Source organism: Azospirillum oryzae, from assembly GCF_900177515.1.
GTDB lineage: Bacteria > Pseudomonadota > Alphaproteobacteria > Azospirillales > Azospirillaceae > Azospirillum > Azospirillum oryzae_A.
The window spans coordinates 465,302-487,882 of the sequence record NZ_FXAK01000001.1 but is presented as its reverse complement, the minus strand read 5'-3'; the positions used below and the strand labels follow the sequence as shown (position 1 = coordinate 487,882).

The following is a 22,581-nucleotide window of genomic DNA, read 5'->3' as shown; positions in this document are numbered from 1 at the left end:
AGTTTGCGTAGGTAAGTGTACGTACGTAGACGGCCGTATCTCAGGCGGCGGCCTGGGACGGCATCAGGCCGTTCAGCATGTCGATCAGCTGGTCCTCGTCGAACGGCTTCTCCAGCACGGCGACCACGCCGGCCTCCTTGGCGCGGGCGAAGGTGGCGGGATCGCCGCGGCCGGAGACCATGATGACCGGCATGCCGTGCAGGTCGCCGCGATGGCGCTCCAGGAATTCCAGCCCGCTCATCACCGGCATGTGCAGGTCGAGAACGAGGCATCCCTTGGGGTTGCCGTCATAGCCGTCAAGGAATTCCTGGCAGGAGGAGAAGTCCCGCACATCGAAGGAGAAGGCTTCGAGCAGGGCCTTCAGGGAGTCGCGGACCGGCTCATCGTCGTCGACAATGTGGACGATTCCGGCGCCAGGGGCCCTCCCCGGTCCGTTGTCCAAATGATCCATGACGGCCTCCGAACTTCCATGCAGATACAACAGCGCCGACGGTGCGGCGCGTCATGGAAGATAAAATGCGACAGGGGGCGCCGATATACGGACCAATGCGTATGCGGCGCGCTTTTGATGCAGATCAGGCCTGATGGAGATCACAGGCCGCCGGGAACCACGCCGGCGGCGATCGCCATGCGCACCAGGGTCGGCAGGCTGTCGGCCTGCATCTTCTCCATCACCCGCGCCCGGTGGATTTCCACGGTGCGCGGGCTGATCGACAGCTCGAAGGCGATGACCTTGTTCGACTTGCCGGCCACCAGCCAGCGCAGCACGTCGAGTTCCCGCGGCGTCAGGGCGGAGAGGCGGGCCAGCACCTCCGGCGATGCGGAGGCGGCGGGGGGCGGCGCCGGCTGTTCCGGGGCCGCGGCCGGCGGGGCGGAGGCCGGCGTCCTGCTTTCCGCCGCGCGGGCCAGGGCGGAACGGACGGCGGCGAGCAGCGACTCCTCCTCGAAGGGCTTCTCGACGAAGTCGACCGCCCCCGCCTTCATGGCGCGCACGGCGAGCGGCACGTCGCCATGGCCGGTCATCACCACCACCGGGATGGCGTGGCCGTCGCGGGCCAGCCGTTCCTGAACGTCGAGGCCGCTCATCTGCGGCATGCGGACGTCGACCAGCAGGCAGCCCGGCCGCGACGGCGCGTCGGACTCCAGGAAGGCCAGCGGGGTGGAGAAGCTTTCCGCGCGGAAGCCGGCGCATTCCAGAAGGATCTGGAGGGAATCGCGGATGGCGTCGTCGTCGTCGACGATGAAGACGGTGAGGTCGGCGGTCATGTCGGGCACGGCGTCAGCTGGCATCGTCGGCATCCGACGTAGATGTGGGGGAGGATAAGGGGACGGTGAAGGCGAAACTGGCGCCGGTCGCCGGCGGTTCTGCCGCCGGTTCCAGCCACAGGCGGCCGCCATGCGCCTCGATGATCGAGCGGCAGATCGACAGGCCCAGCCCCATGCCGCCGGTCTTGGTGGTGACGAAGGGCTGGAACAGCTGGGCACGCACCGTCTCCGGCACGCCGGGGCCGGTGTCGAGAACGGCGACGCGGCGGAAATCGGGCTCGTCCGGATCGGGGCCGGTGCGGACGGTCAGCACGCGCCGGTCGCTCTGTACTCCGCCCATGGATTCGATGGCGTTGCGGACGAGGTTGAGGATCACCTGCTGGACCTGCACCTTGTCGATCAGCACCTGCGGATCGCCGGCGTCGAAGTCGAAGCGCACATGCAGGCCGCGCTCCTTGGCGCCGACCAATGCCAGCGCGCTCGCCTCCTCCACCACCTTGTTGAGGGATTCGACGGAGCGGTGGGTCTGGCCCTTTTCGATGAAACTGCGCAGATGGCGGATGATCTGGCCGGCGCGGGTGGCCTGGGCGCTGGCCTTGTCGACCATGTCCATCGCCTTGGTCACCGTTTCCGGACGCTCCATCAGCCGCTTGGCGGCCTTGGCATAGTTGATGACCGCCGTCAGCGGCTGGTTCAGCTCATGGGCGAGGGTCGAGGCCATCTGGCCCATGGCGCTGACCCGGCTGACATGCAGAAGCTCCGACTGCAGTTCCTGCAGGCGCCGTTCGGTCGCCTGCCGTTCGGTCAGATCGCGGACGAAGCCGGTGAAGCAGCGCCGGCCGGCGAGCAGCACCTCCCCCACCGCCAACTCCATCGGGAACACCGACCCGTCGCGCCGCTGGCCGGAGACGATGCGGCCGATGCCGATGATCCGCCGCTCCCCCGTCCGTTCGTAGCGGTCGAGATAGCCGTCATGCTGCTCGCGGTAGGGCGAGGGCATCAGCATGTTGATGTTGCGGCCGATGACCTCGGCAGCCGTCCAGCCGAACAGGCGCTCCGCCGCCGGGCTGAAGGATTCGATCAGCCCCTTCTCGTCGATGACGATGATGGCCTCCGGCACCGTCTGCAGGATGGAGGTCAGCCGCGCCTCGCGCTCGCGCAGCGCCGTCTCCGCCTGTTTGGCGGCGGTCAGGTCGCGGATGATGCCGATATAGACGGGAACACCGTCCTGGGCCGCCTCGCCGATCGACAGGTCCATGGGGAAGCAGGAGCCGTCCTTGCGCTGGCCGGTCACCTCGCGGCCGATGCCGATGATCCGCCGTTCCCCGGTGCGGTGATAGCGCTCCAGATAGCCGTCATGCTCCTCGCGATAGGGGGACGGCATCAGCATCTTGACATTGCGGCCGACCACCTCCGCCGCCGTCCAGCCGAACAGCCGTTCGCAGGCGGGGTTGAAGGACGTGATCCGGCCATGGCCGTCGATGATGACGACCCCGTCGGGCACGGTGTCCAGCATCGCCTGCAACTGCGACAGGGCACCCAGGTTGTCTTCCCGGTTATCGGGTCCGTTATTATTGTTGGTCACGTCCCAACCCTCGACCTCTCATCCCTCTTCAGTCACAGAGTAGTTGAGTGCAACCGTGGGTCAAGGCCGGCAATCAGGGGAGCACGCCGCCATCGGCGGCGGCCACGGCACCGCTGCGCAGGGCGTCCTGCTCCAGATCGTCGACGGCAAGGTTCTTGGCCTTGGCCTCCACCTCGAAATCGGCCCAGGAGAGGTGGTCGGCCACCAGCCGGTTGACGGCACGGTTCCACATGCGCTGGGAATGGGCGCGCAGATCCTTCGTCGTCAGCCCGCGCGCCGCCAGCGCGGCATAGTCCGGCAGGCTGTCGGCCGGCCAGTCCGCCAGCAGATCCTCGCGCGACACGCTGATGTGGGCGACCGGCCGCACCCCGCGCCAGGAGCCGATCACGGTGGCGATTCGCGGATCGTCGGGGCGCAGATACTCGCCCTGGCTGCGGACCCAATGATGGTGGAGGTCGAGCACGATCGGCACCGCATCGGCCAGCGGCAGCAGGTCGTCCAGGCCGAAGGACATCTCGTCGTTCTCGACGGTCAGCAGGTTGCGGGCATCCTCCGACAGCAGGGCAAGGCCGCGGCGGAAGCCGGCGATCCCCTCCCCGCGCCCGCCGCCATGGATGTTGACGTGCGACCCCCGCGGGTGCCAGCCGCCGGCCAGACCCATCATCCGCAGGATGTCGGCATGATATTCCAGCTCCTCCACCGAATTGGCGAGGGTGGCGGGGTTGGCGCTGTTCAGCACGCAATACTGGTCCGGATGCAGCCCGATGCGGATGCCCGCCTCCATCGCCTTGCGGCCGGCATGGTCCAGCCCGCTTTGCACCAGCGCCTGGACGCCGGGCTGGCGGTAGAGCGGCCGTCCGACTTCGTGCGTGTAGGCCGGCAGCAGCCCGCTGTTGACGCGCAGCAGGCGACGGTAGGCCGGATGGCGGGCGACCTCGTCCAGCTGCAGGTGCAGGGCCTGGAGGTTGCGGCGCAGCACCTCCGTCAGTTTTTCCTCGGCACGGGCGGGGCTCAGCCTGCTCAGCGTCGCAATGGTGACGGTGCCGGGATTCATGCGCTTGGCAAGGGCGGCATCGCCATCGGGCGGGACGAACTGGCAGCACCAGCCGAAACGGACGGCGGACGGGGGCGGCAGGGAGGAGCTGTCGGGCATCGGGCGGCATGATGAAGCGGACGGGCCGCTTAATATGGACCGCGGATCCGAGGCTTCCACCGTAAGCCAGTCCTGAACGGACTCACCCCATGCGGCGCAGCGCTCCCGTCGCCAATACCCTCGGATCCGGGGCGGCAGCCTCGCGCGGGGCGGCGTCGGCGAGGGCCTGCAGCCGGTCGGCCAGGGCGCGTTCGGGGGCGCAGATCTCCTCGCACAGGGCGCGCATCTCGGCGATGGAGGGACGCCATTTGCGGCTGCGGCGCCAGTTGCGGGCGGCGGCGTCGATCACCCAGGCCGGGTATTCGCCGAGATCGTCGGCCCAGTCGAGCGCCATCATCCGCTCCACGTCCGGGGACAGGCCCTTGGCCGGGAAATGGCTGAGCAGGGTCAGGACGCGGCCGAGCAGATGGTCGCTGTCGGCGGGAGCCAGCACGGTGGCGGACAGTTCCTCCAGCGTCTGGCGGGCGAGCGCCGCCTGGGCGGCGGTGACGCCGGCAGGGGGAGACCACTGCTCGATCATGCCGTCGAAGCCATCCTCGCCGAAACGCGGGCGGCGGTCGGTGCGGCCCCGGGCCAGGAGATCCTGAAGCGGCGCCGGCAGTGCGGCGGTCAGCCGGATCCGGCGCTGGGGAGCGGGCAGAGCCGGGTCGAAGGCGGCGGCCGGCGAGGCGGCGGCGGGGGCCCGTGGCAGGGCGGTGACGGTGGCGCTGCCAGACGGGGAGTTTCCAGCGCGGGCGCCTGCGGATCTTGCGGTCATCGGCTTTCCCTTCAGGACCAGGAGGGGGTGGAGCGCTGGCGCAGTTCGGCGGCGGCGGCGCTCCAGGCGGTGAGACGCTGTTCGGCAGCGGTGGCGGAGGGGCGGCCGGACGGGGTTATCGGCGAGCGGTCGCGGGAAACCGGCGCCTTGCCGACGGCGGCGTCCTGCGACAGCCACGCTCTCCAGGCCGAGGAGACGTCGCGGTAGCGGTAGCCGTGGGCGCGGCAGCGCAGGATGAAGCCCTCGACATGGCGGCCGAGGTCGATGTCGGCATGGCGGGCCTTGGCCCAGGAGAGGTCGGCGGCGGTCGGCATCCAATCCTCCGGAACCGGTTGTGCCCGCGCTTGTGTGTCCATGGGCTCGCGGGAAGCGTGCGAGTCCGGAATCTGTTTGGAATGGACCTGTTCCTGACTCGCCGGCGGACAGGGGGTGTTTGTGGCCGAGTCATCCCTGTCGGCGGCCGGAACAGGGCGGGTCGTGGCGGCGAGGTCCGGCGATTCCGCGTCCGCCGGGGTGAAGCGCAGACGGTAGAGGCAGGACAGGCGGGCGCCGTCACGGCCGCGGCGATGCTCGATGCCGACCAGCCCGAGGTCGCTCAAACCCTGGATGATGCGGTTGATCGTGGGGCGCGACCGCTTCAGCTTGGCGGCGAGCGTCGATTGCGACGGCCAGCACAGGCCGTCCTCGTCGGCGAAGGTGGCCAGCGCCGCCAGAACGGCGAACCCGTCGGCGTCGAGGCCGGGGTGGTCGAGCCACCATGCCGGAATCCGTCCCCAGCGCCGGGTGTCGAGGGGGTGGCCGTCGGTCGGGTGTGGTGTCGGGTGCGACATGGGAAACTCCGCAAAGCATCGGGACCGGCTGGCGGCAAGCTGGAATGGTCCAACTGGACGGCCGGTGAACATGCCGGGAGGATTCCGCCGGTCGGCGCGGGCGTCGAATCGCGGGCAAATGGGACCGAGTCCGGTGTGTCCCCTTCGCCCGCAGCTGTGTCCCATCAGCCCGCGCCTGTGTCGCCTTTGGTCGCGGAGCGGTCCCATTTGGCCGCGGCAGGCTTGCGAATCGGATTCGATCCCGTTTGCCCGCGTTTGGCGGGGGCGGGTTGTCCCGCTTGCTCGCGGTTGGGCGGGCGGATGGTCGCGTGGGCTCGCGGTGGAGAGAAGAGAGTCGGTCCCATTTGCCCGCGTTTGCGCCGGCTGCCACAGCTTTTGCGGTCAGGCCTGTGTCCCCAATGCTCGCGGTTTGGAGTCCGCTGCGATCCGGGCTGTCCCATTTGCCCGCGTTTCGTCGTTCCGGCGGAGGAATGGGGCCGCCCGAGTCTCTGTCCCATATGCTCGCGCTTCGCCGTTCCGCTGCCGATTCGGGGCGGACGGGGTGGTTCCAGGACCGTCGGGCGGCGACGATCCGGACGAAGCGCGGGCATTCGGGACACAGGCGCGGGCGATTCCTACACAAGCGCGGCCAAATGGGACACAGGGCTTGGCGGCGATGCGGACCCGCCGGTTGCGTCCGTCCGACGCCAGCCCCTATCGTGGCGGTTGGCGAGGAGGGATGAGCCATGAGCAAGGCGAACGCGGTCCAGCTGACTCTGTTCGAGATGGAGGACCGCAGTCAGTCCCATATGATCGCGCTTTACGACACGGCGCCGCGATTCGTCTTCGTGTCGAAGGGCCGCGGGACCGAGCCGGAGCTGCCGGCCGCCAATGCGTTCGTCCAGTCGGTGCACAAGGAGTTCCCCTTCAAGGACGCCCTGTTCTCGCTGACCCTGCAGCCCGCCCGCATCTACCGCCCGGCCAAGCCCGGACCCGGCGAGGATCCGGCCGACAAGCGCATGGTCGAGTATGAGGTGTTCCCGTCGGAGCGCGAGCAGATCGTCGAGCAGGTGGTTCGCCGCCTCGCCATGGACCGCTCGCGCCTGTCGCTGATGGGCGACAAGCAGGACCGGGTGCGCGTGCATTTCTCGCTGTACGAGATCCGGCGCGAGCTGCGGGCGGTCAACCGCACCATGGACACGGCGGAGATCCGCGAGGCGCTGGAGATCCTGGCCCGTACCCGCATGATCATCAGCAAGGTGCCGGAGAACGGCCGCAAGTCGGCGCGGCCGGTGCTGGAATCGTCGGTCTTCCCCACCCTCTACATCCGGCCGCGCACCGGCGAGGGCGGCGAGGATGACGAGAACGACACCTATCTGGAGTTCAACGCGCTGGTCGCGTCGGCCATCCGCAACCTGGAATTCAAGCCGATCTCCTACCAGTGGATCATGCGGCTGAAGAGCCCGGTGGCGCGCTGGCTCTACAACCGGCTGTCCATCGAGTATGGCGACCTCGACCTGACGCGGATGCCGGACGGCGTGCCGCCGATGATCCTGTCGGCCGACGACATCATCAACAACAGCGGCATGAACGAGTGGAGCCGGCGGCGCGACACGCTGCGCACCGTGACCTTGGCCGTGGATTCGCTGGTGGAGGAGGGAATCCTCGACCATGTCGAGAAGACGGTGTCGAAGGACGGCCGGCGCATCAACGATATCGAATACATCATGATGCCGAGCAGGAAGTTCCTGGATCAGGTGCGCCGCGGCAACGACGTGCAGGAGGCGAACGCCGCCACCTATCGTGCCCTGGCCGGCAGCGACGAGCGCCCGCGGGAGTTCCTGCCCATCACCCCCGGCCAGAGCGTCGAGATCCGCCGCCGCCGCGGCAACCTGCTGGGCGCCCAGGGCGAAGGCTGATCCTCAACCTTTCGGATTGAAGCCCTACCGGCCGGCATGGTTGCCGCCCGATCGGCTTCGGATTCATATCGAAGGAAGTAATCCACCCTTTGCCGTAAAACGGGAAATGCCCTCTACGGGATGGTTGTTTTTCCCCCGCCACTCCATAGAATAAAACGATCCTGAGCGGTCGGTAAGATAATAAAGAATTCGAAACAACTGACGGCGTAAAAACATCGCCGCATATCTTTCAAAAGTCCCGAAATTCGATCCGGCTGCGAGGCTGGTCTTGAGGGATTTTGTCTGGGAGGATGCCGCCATGCGCGAGATGCGGTCCGGTTTTCTGCGCCCTTTTCTGCATCGTGCCGATTGGCCGCGCGGTCTTAAACGTGATGGAGCCAGACCGGAGAGTTTGGGCTCCTTACGTCCCTGTCTGGCCGTGCTGACGGTCCTGGCGCTGCCGGTGCAACTGGACGGCGTTCCTTGGCGGTCGGGCGTGCTGCTTGCCGGAACGGTGCAGGGGGAGGAAGGTCGGGAGGATGGCGGGGCGGACAGCACGCTGGATTCCTGGCTCGTCGTGCGCGAGAAGCCGCCGGCCATCGCCCAGCCGGCGGACGCCGTCGCCACGCGCACGATGGTGATCCCGAAACGGGACGAGGCCAAGGAGGCCGAAGTCAAGGGAACCGGGGCCAAGGGCGGCGGGGCGGAGACCGACTGGCGGCTGATGCCGTTCGTTGCCGCCCAGGCCTCCGGCGGCGAGGCGGGGCAGCCGATCCTGCTGTCCATCGCCGTCACCGCCCCCTACGGCCAGCCGAACCCGCAGCATGAAGCGATCACCTATGTGCTGATCGACAATCTGCCGGCGAAGGCCAGCCTTTCGAACGGCGAGCGTGGGGCGGACGGTGCGTGGAAGGTGCAGTTGGAAGGGCTGCGCGACCTGACCATGACCTTGCCGCCGGAACTTTCCGATCCGGTGTCGCTGCGCATCACGGCGGTGACCGACCATGGTGGCGGCGTGGTCGCCAGACAGGCGGTGAACCTGGCGATCCCGGTCTCCGCGACCGTCGCAGCCGCCGAACCGCCGGTGCCGGACACGCCGCCCGCGCAAGGGGGCTCCTCCCAGGCCATGGAGCCGACCGTGGCGGTGACCGGGCCGGACACGGAACCGGTGGGATCAGGAAGCGCCGCCTCACCGCCGCCGCAGGACCCGCCGCAAAGCGAAGCCGTGGCGAGCGGGGCCACGGCCGATCCGGCACCCGTCGAATCGCCGGATCGGGAGATCGACGCCGCCCCCGAGGCGACGGTGCAGGCGGCCGTTCGGGAGGCTGTCGCCGCGCCGCCCATACCAGAGCCGCCCGTGCCGGAGCCGCCGGTCGCCGTCGCCGCCCTTCCGGCCGCGCCGGCGGTGGCCGCCCCACCCTCGCCGCCGCAGCAGCAGCCACGCGAGGCGGCGGTGCAGCGTCCGCCCAAGCTGCCGTCCGGCGTTCCCGAGGCGGCGCTGATGAAGCGGGGCGACGACCTGTTCGCCCAGGGCGATCTGGCGGGGGCTCGGCTTTATTACGAGATGCTGGCCGCGACCGGCAATGCGAAGGCGGCCTTTGCGCTGGGCCGGACCCACGATCCGCTGGTCCATGAGCGGCTGCATGTCCGCGGGCTTCCGCCCGATCCGGAGCAGGCGGCCTCCTGGTACCGGCGGGCGGTCGCCGCCGGCAGCGGCGACGCCGAACAGCAATTGAAGAAACTGACCGACTGGCTCGCCGGCAAATCCAGATAGCCGGTCACGGGCGGAGCCATCGAGGGGGAGCATCATGAAGGCATCGTTCTTTCACATGCTTGTGTTGGGAGCCTGCATCGCCGGAAGCGCGATGGCGGGCGCCGGCACGGCATCGGCCGCCGATCCGCGCGGCGTCAACGCCAACAGCGGGACCGTCGGCATCGTGTCGGGCGGGGTCGAGGGGACCTATGTGCGGATCGCCGCCGATCTGGCGTCGGTGCTGGACGACGGCGACACGCTGCGCGTCCTGCCGATGCTGGGCAAGGGCTCGGTGCAGAACCTGAAGGACATCGTGCTGCTGAAGGGGATCGACGTCGGCATCGTGCAGTCGGACGTTCTCGCCTATGCCAAGCGCGAAAGGCTTCTGCCCAATCTCGACCGCCGAATCAAATACATCGCCAAGCTCTACAACGAGGAAATGCACATCCTCGCCGGCCCGGACGTGACGCGGATCGAGGATCTGGCCGGCCGCAAGGTCAATGTCGACGTGCAGGGAAGCGGGACCAGCATGACGGCCTCGCTGGTCTTCGACATGCTGGGCATCAAGGTGGAGCCGCAGGCGGACGACCAGGCCCTGGCCCTGGAGAAGCTGCGCCGGGGCGAGATCGCGGCGATGGCCTATGTCGCCGGCAAGCCGACCCGGCTGTTCCGCGACCTGAAGGGGAATGACGGGCTGCATTTCCTGTCGATCCCGATGAGCGCCGCCCTGCTCGACACCTATCTGCCGTCGCGGCTGACCAGCGCCGACTATGAGGGGCTGGTCAAGCCCGGCGAAGAGGTCGACACCGTGGCGGTCGGCGCGGTGATGGCGGTCTATGGCTGGGACCGCGATGTCGACCGCCACCGCAAGGTCGCCCGCTTCGTCGACGCCTTCTTCAGCAAGTTCGACGAGTTCCTGAAGCCGCCGCGCCATCCGAAATGGAAGGAGGTCAATCTGGCGGCCGACGTGCCCGGCTGGACCCGCTTCGAGCCGGCCGAGCAGTGGCTGCGCCAGGCGTCGGCGGCGAAGGAGCCGCAGACCGCCGCCGCGCGGAAGGAGGAGTTCCGCAGCTTCGTCGAACAGCGCGGAATCCCGCCCCAGCAGGCGGAGAAGCTGTTCGAGCAGTTCCTGCTGTGGCAGGCGCGATCGCCGCAATAGCGGGGCAGCCCCGGCGCCCGGGGGGTCAGCCCGCCGCCCCCGGTCCGGGAACCGCGCCCGGCGGGCATTTGCCGAGGATGATCATGCCCAGCACCTCGTCCTTGGTCACGTCGGATACGCGGGCGGTGCCGACCAGCTTGCCGTTCTTCATCACATGGATGCGGTCGGCCAGATCGAACACGTCGTGGATGTCGTGGGAGATCAGGAAGATGCCGATGCCCTCCTGCTTCAGCTGCTTCACCAGTTCACCGACCTGCCGGGTTTCGGCGGGGCCCAATGCCGCGGTCGGTTCGTCCATGATGAGGACGCGGGCGTCGAAATGGATGGCGCGGGCGATGGCGACCGACTGGCGCTGGCCGCCGGACAGTGCCTTGACCGGTTCCTTGAAACGGCGGAAATGCGGGTTCAGGCGGCCCATCACCTTGCGCGCCTCCGCCTCCATCGCGTGGTCGTCCAGCGTGCCCCAGGGGGTCAGCTTCTCGCGGCCGAGGAAGATGTTGGCGGCGGCGTCGACATTGTCGGCCAGCGCCAGCGTCTGGTAGATTGTCTCGATGCCGCAGCGCTTGGCGTCGCGCGGGCTGGCGATCTGGACCGGCTCGCCGTTCACCCGGATCTCGCCATGGTCGGCGGCATAGGCGCCGGACAGGATCTTGATCAGCGTCGATTTGCCGGCGCCGTTGTGGCCGAGCAGACCGACCACCTCGCCGGGATAGAGGTCGATGCTGACGCCGTCCACCGCCTTGATGCCGCCGAAGGCGATGGAGACGTCGCGCATCTCCACCAGCGGGCGGGTTGCGGCCCGGGGTTCCGCCATGGCAAGGCCGGTCATTTCATCCCCCTGCGATAGAGCGTGTCGATATAGACCGCGGCGACCAGCACGACGCCGACGACGATGTTCTGCATCGGCGCGTCCACCCCCAGCAGCACCATGCCGGACTGCAAGGACTGCATCACCATGGCGCCGAGCATCGCCCCCAGGATGGTGCCGACGCCGCCGGCCATCGAGGTGCCGCCGATGATCGCCGCGGCGATGACATACAGCTCGTCCAGCGTGCCGTTGGCGTTGGTGGCGGCGTTCAGCCGGGCGGTGGCGATGCAGGCGGACAGGCCGCACAGCGCCCCCATCAGCCCGAACACCATCACCAGGACCCGTTTGGTGTTGATGCCCGACAGCTCCGCCGCTTCCGGATTGCCGCCGAGCGCGAAGACATAGCGGCCGAAGCGGGTGCGCCGCGACAGGAAGGTCACCGCCACGCCGACCGCCAGTGCGATCAGCACCGGGATGGCGAAGCCGTGCGCGACGAAAGGCAGCGTGCCGTCGGTGGCAAGGCCTTGCGCCTCCATCATCCGGCGCACCACCGGCATGGGCAGGGGATAGGCATTGACCACCAGCACGGCGCCGGTGATGGCGGCGGCGACCAGCAGGATCACCACCCCTTCCGCCCACAGCGGCCGGACGGGGAAGCCGAAGCCGGCGCGGCGCCGTCGCGTCATCACGATGGCGGCAACCGACAGCAGGATGGCGGCGATGCCGACCGCCCAGCTTGGCCCGGCGCCGATGGCGCCGTCGAAGCCGCCGCCCAGCCGCTTGAACAGCCCGTCCATCGGCGCCACCGTCTGGCCGGTCGTCACCCACCATGCCGCGCCGCGCCAGACCAGCAGCCCGCCCAGCGTGACGATGAAGGACGACACGCCGAGATAGGCGATGACGGCGCCCTGCAGCGCCCCCACCGCCCCGCCGACGGCGATCGCCGCCAGCACCGCCACCACCCAGGTCAGCGGATTGTCGAAGCCCCAGATCTCCGGCAGGATGCGGGCCTGGAGCACGCCGACCACCATGCCGGTGAAGCCCAGGATGGAGCCCACCGACAGGTCGATGTTGCGGGTGACGATGACCAGCACCATGCCCGTCGCCATCACGGCGACCGACGCGGTCTGCACCGACAGGTTCCACAGGTTGCGCGGGGTCAGGAAGGCGCCGCCGGTCAGGATGTCGAAGCCGATCCAGACGACGGCGAGCGCCCCGATCATCCCGACCATGCGGGTGTCCAGCTCCAGCGCGCGCAGGGCGTCGCCGATGCCGGCCCGCCGTCCGGCCGGCGCCCCCGATGAGGAGTCGGAAGGCGCCGGGGACAGGGTGGTGGACGGCTCCGCCATCAGTTGCAGGCCTTGACGCTGCCGGGCTTCACGCCCTGGCACACCACGTCCTTGGTCACCCAGCCGGCGTCGATGACCTGACCCAGATTGTCCTTGGTGATGGCGATGGGGGTGAGGAACAGGGAGGTCATCTTCTGCTTCTTCGGGCCGCCGTCGAAGCTGGTGGCGCCGGGGATGTCGGTCATCTTCTTGCCGCCGGCCAGCTCCATGGCGATCTCCGCGGCGCGGCGGCCGAGTTCGCGGGCGTCCTTCCACACCGAGACCGTCTGGGTGCCGAGCGCGATGCGGTTCAGCGCCGCCTTGTCGCCGTCCTGGCCCGACACCGGCACGGTTCCGGCCAAGCCCTGCGCCGCCAGCGCCGCGACGGCGCCGCCCGCCGTGCCGTCGTTGGAGGCGACCACGGCATCGACCTTGTTGCCGGTCTTGGTCAGGATCTGTTCCATGTTCTGCTGGGCGATGGCCGGCAGCCACTTGTCGGTGTAGGCCTCGCCGACATTCTTCACGTCGCCGCGGTCGATGGCGGCCTTCAGCACCTCCATCTGGCCGGCGAACAGGAAGTCGGCGTTGGGATCGGTGGAACTGCCCTTGATGAAGGCGTAGTTGCCCTTGGGCTTCAGCGCGAAGACGCTGCGGGCCTGGAGCCGGCCGACCTCCTTGTTGTCGAAGGTGATGTAGAAGGCGGACGGGATCTCGATCAGACGGTCATAGCCGACGACCGGAATGCCTTCGGCCGCCGCCTTCTCCACCGCCGGGCGGATGGCGTCGCTGTCCTGCGCCAGGATGATCAGCGCGTTGGCGCCGCGGGAGATCAGCGATTCGATGTCGGAGAGCTGCTTGGCCGGCGAGGACTGGGCGTCGGCGGAGAGGTATTTGCCGCCGGCCTTCTCGATCACCGCCTTGATCGCGGCCTCGTCGGTCTTCCAGCGCTCCTCCTGGAAGTTGGACCAGGAGACGCCGACGGTGGGGCCGGCGGCGAGCGCCGTCGTGGAGGTCATGGTGGTCACGGCGGCCAGCGTCAGGAACAGGCCGGCGGCGGTTGCGGCGAGGCGGTGCTTCATCGTGTTTCCTCCCTGTGTGCCGCATCGGGGCGGCGGATTTGTTGATCGACGAAAGCAGTGGAGTCGGCATCGCCTCCCTCTCCCGTCCCGGGAGAGGGAAGGGGCCCGCCGCGAAGCGGTGGGAAGGGTGAGGGGTGGTGCAAGGAACCATGCGGTTCGGGATTCTTGGAATCCCCCTCACCCTCCCCGCCTTCGGCGGGTCCCCTCCCTCTCCCGGGGCGGGAGAGGGCTTGTGATGCGTCCCCTCTCAAACGTACCGGTTGACGACGTTCTCCAGATATTCCTGCCGGCCGGAGCGCGGCTGGGGGTTGACGTTGCCGGTCAGCGCGCGGTCGGCCAGCGTGGCGAGGTCGCGCTTGCCGGACAGGATCGCCTGACCCTCCGCGCCGTCCCAGCCGGCGTAGCGGTCGGCCAGCGGCTTGGTCAGGACGCCGTCCTCCAGCATTTGGGCGGCTTGCAGCAGGGCGCGGGCGCAAGAGTCGATGCCGCCGATGTGGCCGTGCAGCAGGTCGGCGGGGTCGAGCGACTGGCGGCGGATCTTGGCGTCGAAATTCAGGCCGCCGGTGGTGAAGCCGCCGCCCTTCAGGATGTCGTGCATCACCACCGTCAGCTCGCCGATGTCGTTGGCGAACTGGTCGGTGTCCCAGCCCAGCAGCGCGTCGCCCCGGTTCATGTCGAGCGAGCCGAAGATGCCGAGCGCCAGCGCTAGCGCCACCTCGTGCTGGAAGCTGTGGCCGGCGAGGATGGCGTGGTTCTGTTCGATGTTCACCCGCACGTCGGCCAGCAGGTCGTAGCGCTCCAGGAAGCCGTAGACGGTGGCGACGTCGAAGTCGTACTGGTGCTTGGTCGGCTCGCGCGGCTTCGGTTCGATCAGAATCGGGCCGTTGAAGCCGATCCTGTGCTTGTGCTCCACCACCATCGCCAGGAAGCGGCCCATCTGGTCCAGCTCCCGCTTCAGGTCGGTGTTCAGCAGGGTCTCATAGCCCTCGCGGCCCCCCCACATGACGTAGTTGGCGCCGCCCAGCGCATGCGTCGCCTCCAGCGCCGCGCGCACCTGCCCGCAGGCGTAGAGGAAGACGTCCGGGTCGGGGTTGGTCGCGGCGCCGGCCATGTAGCGGCGGTGGGAGAACAGGTTGGCGGTGCCCCACAGCAGCCGGACCTTGGCGGTCTCCATCTTGGCCGCGAACAGCTCGGTGATGGCCTTCAGGTTGTCGGTGCTCTCGGCCAGCGTGGCGCCTTCCGGGGCGGCGTCGAGGTCGTGGAAGCAGAAGAAGGGGATGTCGAGCAGGCGGAACATCTCGAAGGCGACGTCGGCCTTGTCGCGCGCCGCCGCCATCGGGTCCTGGCCGGGGCGCATCCACGGGCGCTGGAAGGTCTCGCCGCCGAAGGGATCGCCGCCGGGCCAGCAGAAGCTGTGCCAGTAGCAGGCGGCCAGCCGCAGATGATCCTCCATCCGCTTGCCCAGCACCATGCGGTCCTTGTCATACCAGCGGTAGGACAGCGGGTCGCGGCTGTCCGGCCCGCGATAGGTGACCGGGGACAGGTCGCCGAAGAAAGAGGCGGTGCTCAAGACGCGAACTCCTTGGCAAGGGGGTAGAGCCGGCGCCAGCGCAGCCAAGCCTGGCTGTACGCCTCGGCGCGGGCCGGATCGGGGGTGAAGGTTTCCAGACGGCGGGGCTTACGGCAGACGGTGGCGGGGGATTCCCCCGTCGCCGCCATGCGGCCGAGATGGGCGGCGCCCAAGGCTGCCCCGACCTCGCCATCCTCGATGCGGTGGATGGTGACGCCGATCGCGTCGGCGCAGATGCGTGCCCACAGCCGGGAGCGGGAGCCGCCGCCGGCAAGATCGAAGACGGTCGGGGCGCCCGCCCCCAGCGCCACGAGGTTGTCGCGGGAGGCGAAGGCGACGCCTTCGAGAACCGCCTGGACCATGGCGTCGCGCGTGGTCTCCGCCGACAGGCCGGCGAACAGGCCGCGCACGGTGGCGTCGTTGTGGGGGGTGCGCTCGCCCGACAGGTAGGGCAGGAAGGCGACCGGCGACGGGCCGTCCACCGCATCGCCGAGCGGGGCCAGCAGCTCCGCCTCCGGCGCGCCGAGGGTGGAGGCCGCCCAGGCCAGCGAGGCGGCCGAGGACAGCATGACGCCCATCTGGTGCCAGACGCCGGGCAGCGCGTGGCAGAAGGCATGGACCGCCATCGCCGGGTTGGGCAGGAAGCGGTCGGTCGTCCGCCACACCACGCCGGAGGTGCCGAGGCTGAGGAAACCGTCGCCGGGCGTGATGGCGCCGAGGCCGACGGCGCTGGCGGCACAATCCCCTGCCCCGCCCGCCACCACCGGCGGCGTGGGCATGCCCCAGCGGCGGGCGAGGTCGGGCGACAGCCGGGCTACGGCGTCGGAGCCCTCGGCCAGATCGGGCATATGGGCGCGGGTCATGCGGGTGGCGGCCAGCAGTTCGTCCGACCAGTCGCGCTTTGCCACGTCGAGCCACAGCGTGCCGGAGGCGTCCGACATCTCCTCCACCATCGCGCCGGTCAGGCGCCAGCGGACGTAAGCCTTGGGCAGCAGCACCTTGGCCAGCGCGGCGAAGATCTCCGGCTCCTCCTCCGCCACCCACAGCAGTTTGGGCGCGGTGAAGCCGGGCATGGCGATGTTGCCGCTGATGGCGCGGAGCGTCGGGAGGGTTTCCTCCAGCGTCGCGCATTGGCGGTGGGAACGGCCGTCGTTCCACAGGATGGCCGGGCGCAGCACCCGGTTGTCGGCGCCCAGCAGCACCGCGCCATGCATCTGGCCGGAGAAGCCGATGCCGATGACGGCGGCGAGGTCTGTCGGTTGGCGCTCCCGTAGTTCGTCCACCGCGGCGATGGCGGCGGCGACCCAGTCCTCCGGCTCCTGTTCCGACCACAGCGGGTGGGGGCGGGAGACGGTGCAGGGGCGGGACGCGCTGCCGGCGACGGCACCCTCGGCGTCGGTCAGCACCGCCTTGACGCTGGACGTGCCGATGTCGATCCCGAGAAACATGACTGTCGACCTTTTCTGATGCCCGTCGGGCTTTGATGTCGTTCAGGGCAGGTTGTCGCGCAGGATGACCTGGACCCGAATGTGTTCCTGTGCCGCGACGATCTCCTGGCCCGTAACCAGGGCGTGGAGCACCCGCGCCGTCGAGCGCGCCTCGTGCCCCGGATCCTGGGCGACCAGGGCGGCGAAGGTGCCGTCCAGCAGCATGCGGCGGGTGGCGGGGGTCAGCTCGTGCCCGACGCAGAGGATCCTGCGGGCGAGACTGGCCTCGGCCAGTGCCTCGCCGATGCCGACCGAGCCTTCGCCGGTGTTGTAGATCGCCACCAGATCGGGGGTGTCGGCCAGCATGCGGCGGACCAGATCGCGGTTGCGCTCCGGGTCGTCGCGCCCCTCCACCGGGATCAGGCGGGTGAGGTGGGGATATTCCTCCGCCAGCACCTGCCCGAAGCCGAAGCGGCGTTCGGCATGGTCGCGCAGGCTGCCCGATCCGGTGACGATGCCGACGGAGCCGCCCGGTTCCCCATTCCGTGCCGGGCCGAGGAAGCGGCCGACCAGCGACCCGGCGGTGCGGCCGGCGGCGATGTTGTCGATGCCGACATAATGCTGGCGCCGCGACGACGGGGCATCCGACACCAGCGTAACCACCGCCATGCCGGCTTCCACCAGATCGTCGATGGCGGCGCGGATGCGTGGATGGTCGAGCGCCACCAGCGCCACCGCGTCGAAGCGGCCCGGCAGGGTGGTCAGCTCCGCCGCCAGGGTATCGGCGTCGAACACGTCGGTCTCGACGATCTCCACCCCGATGCGGCGGGCGCGGAACCAGTCGGCCTGGGCGCGGATGTTGTCGGCGATGTCCATCATGAAGCGGTTGCCGCCGCCGGGCAGCACCACGGCGAAGCGCCAGGAGCGCGCCCGCGCCAGCTCCGCCGCGGCGGCCAGCGGACGGAAGCCCAGCCGCTGCACCGCCTCCTGCACCTTGGTCGCGGTCTTGGCGCTGACACCGGGGCGGCCGTTGATCACCCGGTCGGCGGTGGCAAGGCTGACGCCGGCGGCGGCGGCCACGTCGCGCAGGGTCAGGGGTGCGTCGTTGACTTGATTGTTCATGTGGCGAACATATGCCGGTGTTTTGAGGTGCGCAACTCAAAAACTGAGATGCTACTGTCGCCCCGCCTTTTGGCTGACCTCCGCCGGCATTGGGTTGCATGCTGTGCAGGGCGTTAAGGTGCGTACGTCAGTATGCTGCGGATGGCCGTGGTCATAGGGCTTAGACGGCGCGAATCGCTGCCCCCGACCGGAGACCGCGCTACTCCCGATGGGGTTCGACACCTTCGATTGCACCCATGACTGGGGGACTCGCGGGAATTTAGGCTTGCTCCTCCCTCGTGCCACAGCCAGCAGGGTGGAATGCCGCAGCTGAGAACCCATCAGCAACTGGTCAGCGCCATCGCCAACGCCATCGGCCAGCAGCAGACGGAGGTTCGCGACGTTCTGGCGGCGGTGACGCCCGGCGGGGGGAAATCGCTGCTGCCGGTCATCATGGCGGCGGCGCTGCACAAGGCGGGGCGGATCGACCGCGTCTGCTGGATCGTGCCGCGCGACAGCCTGCGCCAGCAGGCGGAGGAGGCCTTCGTCGATCCGCGCTGGCGCGAGCTGTTGGGACACAATATCGCCCTGCGGGCGGCGGAGAACCGGCGCGACCTCTGCCGCGGGTTGCAGGGCTACGTCACGACCTATCAGGCGGTGGCCGCCGCGCCGGACCTGCATCTGCAGGAGTTCCGCCGTCATCGCTATCTGCTGGCGGTGGACGAACTGCACCATCTGCCGGCGGTGTTCGACACCGACCGCATGGCGGCGGTGGAGGAGGAGACCGCCTGGAGCCGGTCGATCCTGCCGCTGCTGGAAAATGCGTCGGCGCGGCTGCTGATGAGCGGGACGTTGGAACGCGCCGACGGGCGGCCGATCCTGTGGCTGCCCTACCGCGCGCCGCAGGGGACGCGGAAGGTGCGGGAGATCGACTTCAAGGCGCCGGGCTGGGCGGTGGTCGGCTATTCGCGGCGGCAGGCGCTGGCGGAGAAGGCGATCCTTCCCGTCACCTTCGGCGCGATGGACGGCTCGGCCTCCTGGCTGGATGCGGAGCGGACCAACCGCTGGGTCGACGCGCTGTCGAAAGCGGGGGAGAACACGCGCGACGCCCTGTTCACCGCGCTGCGCACCGGCTTCGCCCAGGCGATGCTGCGCGAGGCCTACCGCTCCTGCCGGGAACATCGGGCGAAACGGCGGGCGGAGCTGAAGCTGCCGCGCGGGCGCGACGATCCCGGGCTTGGCAAGCTGCTGGTGATCGCCCCGGACCAGGGGACGGCGCGCTTCTATCTGGAGACCCTGCAGGGCTGGATGCCGAAGGAGCAGGCCGGGCGCATGGCGCGGCTCGCCATTTCGGACTGCCGCGATGCGCAGGAGGTGGTCGCCGCCTTCCGGCTGCGGCCGGAGCCGGCGGTTCTGGTCTCCGTCGCCATGGCCTATGAAGGGTTGGACGCGCCGTCGATCACCCATGTCGCCTGCCTGACGCACATCCGCTCCCGCCCCTGGCTGGAGCAGGCGATCGCGCGGGCAACGCGGGTGGACCCGCATGGCGGCCCCTATGACCGGCAGCAGGCGCTGATCTACCACCCGTCCGACGCGCTGTTCGAGCAGTTCCGCACCATGGTGGAGACCCAGCAAGGCACCCGCGCCATGGTGAAGACCCGGCGTCCGCAGCAGGAGCTTCCGTTCGAGCGGTCTTCGGAGCGGGAGCCGGAGATCATTCCGCTGGAATCGAATGCCACGGCGCTGAGCTTCGCCGTAGTGGCGCCGGGGCCGGACTTCGGGGCGCAGTCTCGTGACACAGGCGAGCTGCCGCTGACGCCGAGCGCGGCGGAGCATCACCTGCGCCAGCGCATCGGCCAGCTGGTCGCCGCGCAGGTGATCGAGGACGAGGACAACAACCTCGTCGCCGAGGGACCGACCGGCTATCACATCTACAACGCCGTGCTGAAGCGGCTGATGAAGAAGGCGCGTTCGGAGATGACGCTGTCGGAGCTGGAGGCGACGGTCGGCTGGCTGGAGCGCAACCGGCTGTCGGACCACCGACATTTGATCGTCGATGATCCGCAGTTTACGTGGTCGACCCGGCGGCGGGGATCGCACCGGGCGGGGCGAGCGGGCTATGGGATGCCTGCGGCCCGCGGCGCCGGCGGAGTCCCCTCTCCCCCCCGGGGAGAGGGTTAGGGTGAGGGGGATGCGTGGCGAGGATTTTCAAGCATCGCGTATCCCTTGTTCCCCACGGAATCCACCCTATGCATCCCCCTCACCCCGACCCTCTCCCCGGGGGGGAGAGGGAGATATCGGGCGGGAGAGGGGGATTGGACAACGCCCCTCCAGCAGGTTGCGCTCTCGGGTGAGCGCGTCGGCCATGAAATCCAGGAAGGCGCGGACGCGGCCCATGTGGCGCAGATCCTCGTGCGTCAGCAGCCAGAGCTTGGCGTCGGCCTCCGGCACCGGGTCGCCGATGCGGCGGAAGGCGGGGTCGCGGTCGACCACGCCGCAGGGCAGCAGGCCAAGGCCGATGCCGGCCCGCACCGCCTCCACCGCTCCCGCCACCGAGTTGACGCGGTAGCCGATGGAAGCCGCGGGCACGGTCCGCTTCATCCAGTGGGCGAGGTTGGTGTGGTCGAAGGACTCGTCCAGCCCGACCCAGGGGTGGCGGTCGAGATCGCCGGCATGGTCCGTCGCGTCCAGCCAGGCGGCGGCGCCGTAGACGGCGAAGGCGAGGCCGGACACGGCACGGCCGACCAGATTTTCCGGTGGGCTGCTGGTGGCGCGGATCGCCACGTCAGCCTCGCGCCGGGTCAGGCTGAGCGAGGCCTCCGCCGCAACCAGATCGACGCGCAGCTCGGGATGCAGCCGGCGGAAGGCGGCGATGTGGCGCGGCAGGATGTAGAGGGTCAGGATGTCGACGGTGGTCACGCGCAGGCTGCCGCTGATCCGGGTGTCGCGGCCGGACAGCAGGCGGTTGGCGGCGGCCAGATCCTCCTCCATCTTCTGCGCCACCCGGTGCATCTCGTCGCCGGCCGCGGTCAGGACATAGCCGCCGGGCAGCTTGTCGAACAGTTGGGCGCCCATCGCCTGCTCCAGCGCGGTCACCCGGCGCAGAACGGTGCTGTGGTTCACCCCCAGGACGCGCGCCGCTGCCGACAGGGACCCGTGCCGCGCCACGGCCAGCAGGAAGCGGAGATCGTCCCAATTGCTGCTACTCAGCATTTATTCCCGCTCGTTCATGCAGATGCTTTTTGCAAATCTCCCGAATTCGCGCTTACCAGAGCACAGGTTAGGGTCTCAGACCAAGCGCAACCTGCGCCACCCAATCGAGACCCGGCTGTTTCCAGATGTCCGAGCTGCTTCAAGACCCCTTCGTTCAATCCAGCGTGCTGCCGCTGCTGGTCGGGCTGATCCTGGTCGGCGTGCTGCACCTGCTGCGGCGTTCGCTGGCGGCGGCCGGCATCGCCGCCGGGTTTCTGGTCGTCTTCGTGCTGGTGATCGGCCTGCCGGCCCTGCCGCCGCCGTCCAGCATGGGCAAGCTGTTCTGGGCCTCGGCGCTCGGGCTGCTGCTGGGTGTGGGTGCCGATGCGGCGGGGCTGCGCGGGCGGATCGCTTCGGCGGTGCTGGCGGTCTGGCTGGCGGCCTCGCTGCTGTGGATCGCCCTGCCGGCGCTCGATTCCGTGGCGGCAGGCGTCACTGTGCTGGTCCTGCTCGGCACCGCGGCGTGGGTCGCTTTTGCCCGCGGTTCGGAGAAGATCGAAAGCCCGACGGCGCCGGCCGCCTCGCTGCTGGCGCTGGCGCTGGCGGTCGGCGGCACCGCGCTGATCGGCTCGTCGGCCTCCATCGCCCAGATGGCGCTGGCGCTGGCGGCGTCGGCCGGCGGGTTCCTGCTGTGGAACTGGCCGGTGGAGCGCCATGGCTGGGGCCTGTCGGGCCGCGTGGCGACCGGCATCGCTTTGCTGCTGGCGGCCGTGCTGGCCCTGTTCACCCAGACCCAGGCCGCGGTGCTGCTGCTGGCGTTGCCCGCATTGCTGGCCGGGCGGGTGCGCCGAGTCATTCCCCAGGGCGACGGCCTGATCGGCCGCGCCGCTTCGTCGGCGGCCGTCACGGTGGTCGCGGTCCTTCCGGCGCTGGTCGCCATCGGTGCGGCCTATGCGCTGACCGGCGGCGAGGCGTCGCCCTACTGATCCCCTCTTCCCTCCATTCATCCTGTTTTTTCGGAGTTCCGTTCATGAAGAAGACCCTGTTCGCCGCCGCCCTGTTCGCCGCGACCGCCGTCGGTTCGGTTGTTCCCGCCTTCGCCGCCCCGGTGAGCTACAAGATCGATCCGGCGCATACGGCCGTCGTCTTCATCGTCAACCATGTCGGCTTTTCCAACGTCATCGGCCGCTTCGACACGGTCGGTGGCGACGTGACCTTCGACAAGGACGCCGTCGAGAAGAGCGTGGTCAACGTCACCATCGACACCACCAGCGTCGACACCAACCACGCCAAACGTGACGAGCATCTGCGTTCGCCGGACTTCTTCAATGCGAAGGAGTTCCCGAAGATGACCTTCAAGAGCACGAAGATCGAGAAGACCGGCGACAAGACCGGTAAGCTGCATGGCGACCTGACCATGCTGGGCGTGACCAAGCCGGTGGTGCTGGACGTCACCTTCAACAAGGACGGCGTCAGCCCGGCCAGCAAGATGGAGACCGCCGGCTTCTCCGCCCGCGGCACGGTCAAGCGCACCGAGTTCGGCATGAAGTACGGCGCCCCGGCCATCGGCGACGACATCCAGCTGCTGATCGAGGTCGAAGCGGTCAAGAGCTGATCGCCGGCGGATTTCGGCTGTTGCATATGTCTCCCTCTCCCGCCCCGGGAGAGGGAAGGGGCCCGCCGCGAAGCGGTGGGA

At 69.2% G+C, this 22,581-nt stretch carries 20 protein-coding genes; 6 read left to right on the top strand and 14 right to left on the bottom strand.

Annotated elements, in window-relative coordinates; genetic code table 11:
• Positions 1-40: 40 nt before the first annotated feature.
• The 6 genes from B9N97_RS02305 to B9N97_RS02280 form a co-directional block, all read right to left on the bottom strand.
• Positions 41-451: a response regulator transcription factor gene (locus tag B9N97_RS02305; RefSeq protein ID WP_085082904.1), complete on the bottom strand. Its 411-nt coding sequence runs from the start codon at positions 449-451 to the stop codon at positions 41-43.
• 140 nt (positions 452-591) lie between these two features.
• On the bottom strand, positions 592-1,290 hold the full coding sequence (locus B9N97_RS02300) for a response regulator transcription factor (protein ID WP_244560507.1): 699 nt from the start codon (positions 1,288-1,290) through the stop codon (positions 592-594).
• Complete coding sequence (locus B9N97_RS02295) at positions 1,280-2,851, bottom strand: PAS domain-containing sensor histidine kinase (RefSeq protein ID WP_244560506.1); 1,572 nt, start codon at positions 2,849-2,851, stop codon at positions 1,280-1,282. The genes B9N97_RS02300 and B9N97_RS02295 overlap by 11 nt, the downstream gene beginning before the upstream one ends.
• A gap of 73 nt (positions 2,852-2,924) precedes the next feature.
• On the bottom strand, positions 2,925-4,004 hold the full coding sequence (locus tag B9N97_RS02290; protein WP_085082900.1) for an apurinic/apyrimidinic endonuclease family protein: 1,080 nt from the start codon (positions 4,002-4,004) through the stop codon (positions 2,925-2,927).
• A gap of 82 nt (positions 4,005-4,086) precedes the next feature.
• Positions 4,087-4,761 carry a hypothetical protein gene (locus tag B9N97_RS02285; RefSeq protein ID WP_085082898.1) on the bottom strand — a complete coding sequence of 225 codons (675 nt, stop codon included), beginning with the start codon at positions 4,759-4,761 and terminating at the stop codon, positions 4,087-4,089.
• Between the two features lie 11 nt (positions 4,762-4,772).
• On the bottom strand, positions 4,773-5,591 hold the full coding sequence (locus B9N97_RS02280) for a helix-turn-helix domain-containing protein (RefSeq protein ID WP_085082896.1): 819 nt from the start codon (positions 5,589-5,591) through the stop codon (positions 4,773-4,775).
• Positions 5,592-6,316: 725 nt separating this feature from the next.
• On the opposite strand from B9N97_RS02280, the gene B9N97_RS02275 reads away from it, so the two are divergent.
• The gene (locus B9N97_RS02275; RefSeq protein WP_085082894.1) at positions 6,317-7,489 is read left to right on the top strand and encodes a plasmid replication protein; all 1,173 of its coding nucleotides are present in this window, start codon (positions 6,317-6,319) and stop codon (positions 7,487-7,489) included.
• A 63-nt stretch (positions 7,490-7,552) separates the two neighbouring features.
• Here B9N97_RS02275 and B9N97_RS35470 read toward each other — a convergent pair whose 3' ends face one another.
• Complete coding sequence (locus B9N97_RS35470) at positions 7,553-7,789, bottom strand: hypothetical protein (RefSeq protein ID WP_167393169.1); 237 nt, start codon at positions 7,787-7,789, stop codon at positions 7,553-7,555.
• 91 nt (positions 7,790-7,880) lie between these two features.
• On the opposite strand from B9N97_RS35470, the gene B9N97_RS35465 reads away from it, so the two are divergent.
• Both B9N97_RS35465 and B9N97_RS02265 read left to right on the top strand, forming a co-directional pair.
• Complete coding sequence (locus B9N97_RS35465) at positions 7,881-9,242, top strand: sel1 repeat family protein (RefSeq protein ID WP_167393168.1); 1,362 nt, start codon at positions 7,881-7,883, stop codon at positions 9,240-9,242.
• Between the two features lie 34 nt (positions 9,243-9,276).
• Positions 9,277-10,380 carry a TAXI family TRAP transporter solute-binding subunit gene (locus tag B9N97_RS02265; RefSeq protein WP_085082890.1) on the top strand — a complete coding sequence of 368 codons (1,104 nt, stop codon included), beginning with the start codon at positions 9,277-9,279 and terminating at the stop codon, positions 10,378-10,380.
• Between the two features lie 25 nt (positions 10,381-10,405).
• Here the strand turns inward: B9N97_RS02265 and B9N97_RS02260 are convergent, their stop codons facing one another.
• From B9N97_RS02260 to B9N97_RS02235, 6 genes are all read right to left on the bottom strand, one after another.
• Positions 10,406-11,209, bottom strand: coding sequence for an ATP-binding cassette domain-containing protein (locus tag B9N97_RS02260; protein WP_085082888.1), 804 nt, complete (start codon positions 11,207-11,209; stop codon positions 10,406-10,408).
• Positions 11,206-12,537, bottom strand: coding sequence for a sugar ABC transporter permease (locus B9N97_RS02255; protein WP_085082886.1), 1,332 nt, complete (start codon positions 12,535-12,537; stop codon positions 11,206-11,208). Before B9N97_RS02255 ends, B9N97_RS02260 begins: the two co-directional genes overlap by 4 nt.
• Entirely contained in the window at positions 12,537-13,595 is a 1,059-nt protein-coding gene (gene xylF, locus B9N97_RS02250) for a D-xylose ABC transporter substrate-binding protein (RefSeq protein ID WP_208621113.1), read from the bottom strand. The genes B9N97_RS02255 and xylF overlap by 1 nt, the downstream gene beginning before the upstream one ends.
• A gap of 247 nt (positions 13,596-13,842) precedes the next feature.
• Positions 13,843-15,165: a xylose isomerase gene (gene xylA, locus B9N97_RS02245; RefSeq protein WP_085082884.1), complete on the bottom strand. Its 1,323-nt coding sequence runs from the start codon at positions 15,163-15,165 to the stop codon at positions 13,843-13,845.
• On the bottom strand, positions 15,162-16,613 hold the full coding sequence (xylB, locus tag B9N97_RS02240; protein WP_085082882.1) for a xylulokinase: 1,452 nt from the start codon (positions 16,611-16,613) through the stop codon (positions 15,162-15,164). The genes xylA and xylB overlap by 4 nt, the downstream gene beginning before the upstream one ends.
• A gap of 42 nt (positions 16,614-16,655) precedes the next feature.
• Complete coding sequence (locus B9N97_RS02235; RefSeq protein ID WP_085082880.1) at positions 16,656-17,714, bottom strand: LacI family DNA-binding transcriptional regulator; 1,059 nt, start codon at positions 17,712-17,714, stop codon at positions 16,656-16,658.
• 300 nt (positions 17,715-18,014) lie between these two features.
• Between B9N97_RS02235 and B9N97_RS02230 the strand changes: the two genes are divergently transcribed.
• Positions 18,015-19,874: a DEAD/DEAH box helicase gene (locus B9N97_RS02230; protein WP_143266316.1), complete on the top strand. Its 1,860-nt coding sequence runs from the start codon at positions 18,015-18,017 to the stop codon at positions 19,872-19,874.
• A 66-nt stretch (positions 19,875-19,940) separates the two neighbouring features.
• Here the strand turns inward: B9N97_RS02230 and B9N97_RS02225 are convergent, their stop codons facing one another.
• Positions 19,941-20,906, bottom strand: coding sequence for a LysR family transcriptional regulator (locus B9N97_RS02225; protein WP_085082878.1), 966 nt, complete (start codon positions 20,904-20,906; stop codon positions 19,941-19,943).
• Between the two features lie 125 nt (positions 20,907-21,031).
• Here B9N97_RS02225 and B9N97_RS02220 point away from each other — a divergent pair, with 125 nt between their 5' ends.
• Complete coding sequence (locus tag B9N97_RS02220) at positions 21,032-21,871, top strand: hypothetical protein (protein WP_085082876.1); 840 nt, start codon at positions 21,032-21,034, stop codon at positions 21,869-21,871.
• A gap of 44 nt (positions 21,872-21,915) precedes the next feature.
• Positions 21,916-22,500 carry a YceI family protein gene (locus B9N97_RS02215; RefSeq protein ID WP_085082874.1) on the top strand — a complete coding sequence of 195 codons (585 nt, stop codon included), beginning with the start codon at positions 21,916-21,918 and terminating at the stop codon, positions 22,498-22,500.
• Positions 22,501-22,581: the final 81 nt, after the last annotated feature.